This window comes from Micromonospora sp. KC723, assembly GCF_004348595.1.
Classification (GTDB): domain Bacteria; phylum Actinomycetota; class Actinomycetes; order Mycobacteriales; family Micromonosporaceae; genus Micromonospora.
The window spans coordinates 1-3,667 of record NZ_SMKD01000245.1 but is presented as its reverse complement, the minus strand read 5'-3'; the positions used below and the strand labels follow the sequence as shown (position 1 = coordinate 3,667).

Here is a 3,667-nt window from a genome sequence, read left to right as displayed (position 1 = left end):
GGTCGCCGAAATGCAGCGCCGGGGAGCGGTGCACTTCCACGTCCTGTTGCGCCTCGACGGCGTCGACCCGCACGACCGGCACGCCCGGGTGCCGCCGCCGGCCGGCATCACCGCCGACGACCTCGACACCGCCGTCCACGCCGCCGCCCGACAGATCACCGTCACCACCCCGCCGCACCCCGACCGGCCGCACGGCTGGCCGATCGCCTGGGGGGAACAGGTCGACGTGCGCCGCATCGGCGCCAGCGACAGTGACGTGACCGACGGAAAGGTGGCCGCCTACCTGGCCAAGTACGCCACCAAGTCCACCGAGGTCACCGGCCACTGCTCCACCCGACTCACCCCGGACACCATCGACGCCTACGCCGACCCGGAAGGCGACCACCTCGCCCGGCTCATCGACGCCTGCTGGCGACTCGGCCGCCCCACCCACCACCACACCACCCGCATCGCCGCACCGACCGGGGAACGTCAAGCCGGCCTTGACACCACACCCAACACCTACGCAGGGCTGCGCCGCTGGGCGCACATGCTCGGCTACGGCGGTCACTTCCTCACCAAGGCCCGCCGCTACTCCATCACCTTCGGCCAGCTCCGCGACACCCGCGCCACCTACCGCCGCACCGAAGACGACACCACCGACACCATTACCGTCGGCACCCTCGCCTTCGTCGGCTCCGGCTGGCTGACCAACGGTGACGCCCTGCTCGCCAACACCGCCGCCGCCCAACACCGGGAACGCAGACGCGTCGGCCGGGAAGAACTCGCCCACGAAGCGTGGTCGGGGGTGGCGGCATGACCAGGAACCTCACCCCGCGCTGGTACTCGCCTGCCGAGGTCGCCGTCCTGCTCGGCTTCGGCCTGTCCAAGGTCAAGATGAAGATCGCCACCGGCGAGCTGCGCTCCATCAAGGACGGCAAGTACCGCCGCGTCCTGCCCGAGTGGGTCGACGAGTACGTCCGTGAGCAGGTTGAACGGCAGGAGGCCGCCTGATGCCCGGACGTGCACGAGCCAACGGCGAAGGCTCGATCTTCCCCTACCGCAACGGCTACGCCGCGTACGTCTGGGTCACCAAGCCCGACGGCAAGCGCACCCGCAAGTACGTCTACGGCCCCACCCGCGAAGCCGTCCACGACAAGTGGATCAAGCTGCACCAACAGGCCAAGGCCGGGCCCGTCGTCACCCGGATACCCACCCTCGGCAGCTACCTCGAATCATGGCTGCGTGATGTCGTCGAGCCGAACCTGGCTCCGGCCACGGCGGCCAACTACGACATGTTCGTCCGGCTCTACATCGCCCCGGAGCTGGGCTCCCGCCGCCTCGACAAGCTCACCGTACGCGAGGTGCAGACCTGGCTGAACAAGCTCCGGACCGCCTGCCAGTGCTGCCTACAGGGCAAGGACGCCGCCCGCCCCGAGGGCAAACGGAAGTGCTGCGCCGTCGGCCGCTGCTGCCAACGCGCCGTCTCCGAGCGCACCGCCCGCGACGCCTGGACGACCCTGCGGGCCGCGCTCAACAACGCCGTCCGCGACGAGTTGCTGACCCGCAACCCGGCCGCCCTGCTCCGGGTCGCCGAGCCCCGCCCGCGCAAGACCCGACCCTGGTCCGTCGACGAGGTACGCCAGTTCCTGGAGTCGGCCCGCGCCGAGGGTGACCCGCTCTACGCCACGTACGTGCTGATCCTGGTCCTCGGGCTACGCCGGGGTGAGGTGCTGGGCCTGCGCTGGGAGGACGTCGACCTGGCCGCCGGGGAACTGGCCGTGGCCTACCAGCTCCAGCGCATCCGCCGGCAACTCCTGCACCGGGAGACCAAGACCGAGTCGTCGGACGCGACCCTGCCCCTACCGGCCATCTGCGCCACCGCCCTCCGGTCCCGCCGCGAGGATCAGCAGCGGCACCGCGAGCACGCCGGGCGGGCCTGGCAGGACACCGGCCTGGTCTTCACCACCCGACTCGGCACCCCGGTCGAGCCGAGGAACTTCCACCGGGAGTTCAAGACCCGCTGCCGCAAGGCCGGCGTCCGGGAAATCTCCGTGCACACCACCCGACGCACCTGCGCCTCCCTGCTTGTGGCCCTCGACGTGCACCCCCGGGTGACCATGCAGATCCTCCGGCACAGCCAGATCGCCGTGACCATGAACATCTACAGCGAGGTCGCCACCGAGGCGACCGAAAAGGCGCTCAGACGCCTCGGCGAGCAGTTCATCTGAACTGCGGTACTGTCGCGGGTCTCGATCGATTGAAGGGGTGCCACGGTGGAGCCGCTGGGGATCTCGCATGACGCCTTTGGCCGGCTTCGCCTGGCCGACTTCATAAGGGCGGAGCACCTTGAGCAGCTTCGGGGCTGGGAGTACCTGGAGCGTTGCTGGATCGGGGAGGCGTCGGGCTTCACAGAGTGGCTTCGTCTTGAGTCGGCTCCCGAGGTAACGCGTTCGGTAGCGATGGACCTCGTCGCCCTGCCGGAGGCAACGCTTCAGAGCATGATCGGCGCGCTCCGGCTGCCTTTGCGGGCGGGGCTGGACCAGCAAGAGATCACCGCCGTCTTTGGCGAGCCCACCGAGACGCAGAGATTCGTGCAGGACCGAGTCACCCTCGTCTTCCGCATAGGGGCTGTCGAGCCCTACGAACTAGGTTGCACGGTTCACGAGGAGCAGGGGCTGATCTACCTCACGATGCACCCAACGCCACTGCCGGATTAGCTCGCGATCAGCTCCATCGAGCCCGAGTCAGCAACTGCTGTACTCCTTTGCTGTACAAGATCGAAAAAGGCCGTCCCCACGGCGGGAAACGGCCTTTGAACTGGGTGGAGCTGAGGGGATTTGAACCCCTGACCCCCTCGATGCGAACGAGGTGCGCTACCGGTCTGCGCCACAGCCCCTCCGCCGGCGGACCGGCGTCGGTCCCACCCGGCTTTCACCGGGCGGGCCGGCGACAAGGCTAACAGACCGGCCACCTCGGGAGCGAACCACCCCCCGGCGCGGCACGATCTTGGCACCAGACACTCCGGTCCGGGACCCGCCAAGATCGGCGTCCGGCCACGGCACCACGGCTCACCGAGCACCGCGGTTGCGGCGTCGGAGGTTGGGGTCGACGCCGCATGCCGCAGTGCGAGTCGATCAACCTCCTCGGGAGGGGGTCGATCGCGGACCGCGTCGGTCGCCGCAGGCACGGAGGGCACCGGATGGGTCAGGCGGAGTGGGAGCCGCGGCCGGAGGAGTAGGGGCGACCGCGCAGGCCACCGGCGCGGCGGTACATCACCGAGCCGCCGCCGCTGGCCGCCGCCGGCAGGTCGCCGCCCCGGCCGAGGCCCATGGCGGTGCGGCGTACCGCCTCGCGCTGGGCCGCCAGGCGGCGCTGCGCCTCCCGCCGGGCCGCCGCCCGGCGGGCCTGCTCGCGCCGCACCTCGGCCTGCCGCGCGGCCAGCCAGGCCGCCTCCCGGGCCTGGAGACGTCGCCGTCGGCGTTCGGCCACCGCCCGTGCCCGCAGATGCGCGACGTACGCCAGGAGCAGGGCGAAGGTGACCGAGAAGCTGATCCAGAAGCCGGGCCCGACCACGACGACGCCGACCAACTCGACGGCATTGAGCAACAGCAGGGCAGCGAGCACCCGGCGACGGCGGTAGATGGCGGGGGTGTGGTGCCGGCGGGGTGGAGGCCGACGCCGGCAC

The 3,667-nt window shown here is 70.6% G+C and carries 4 protein-coding genes, 1 tRNA gene and 1 pseudogene; 4 read left to right on the top strand and 2 right to left on the bottom strand.

The window, feature by feature from the left end; genetic code table 11:
- The 4 genes from E1165_RS28190 to E1165_RS28175 form a co-directional block, all read left to right on the top strand.
- Positions 1-799 (top strand): replication initiator (locus E1165_RS28190; protein ID WP_371687405.1); only part of this gene is annotated, 799 nt, incomplete at its 5' end.
- Positions 796-993, top strand: a complete 198-nt coding sequence (locus E1165_RS28185; protein ID WP_132394732.1) for an excisionase family DNA-binding protein — start codon at positions 796-798, stop codon at positions 991-993. The genes E1165_RS28190 and E1165_RS28185, both read left to right, overlap by 4 nt.
- Positions 993-2,210: a tyrosine-type recombinase/integrase gene (locus E1165_RS28180; protein ID WP_132394731.1), complete on the top strand. Its 1,218-nt coding sequence runs from the start codon at positions 993-995 to the stop codon at positions 2,208-2,210. The genes E1165_RS28185 and E1165_RS28180 overlap by 1 nt, the downstream gene beginning before the upstream one ends.
- Before the next feature lie 45 nt (positions 2,211-2,255).
- Positions 2,256-2,699, top strand: coding sequence for a hypothetical protein (locus tag E1165_RS28175; RefSeq protein ID WP_132394730.1), 444 nt, complete (start codon positions 2,256-2,258; stop codon positions 2,697-2,699).
- A gap of 105 nt (positions 2,700-2,804) precedes the next feature.
- On the opposite strand, the gene E1165_RS28170 is transcribed toward E1165_RS28175, so the two are convergent.
- Together E1165_RS28170 and E1165_RS28165 are read right to left on the bottom strand one after the other, a co-directional pair.
- Positions 2,805-2,878, bottom strand: a tRNA-Ala gene (locus E1165_RS28170).
- A gap of 308 nt (positions 2,879-3,186) precedes the next feature.
- A pseudogene (locus tag E1165_RS28165) lies at positions 3,187-3,667 on the bottom strand (hypothetical protein); the annotation flags it as partial.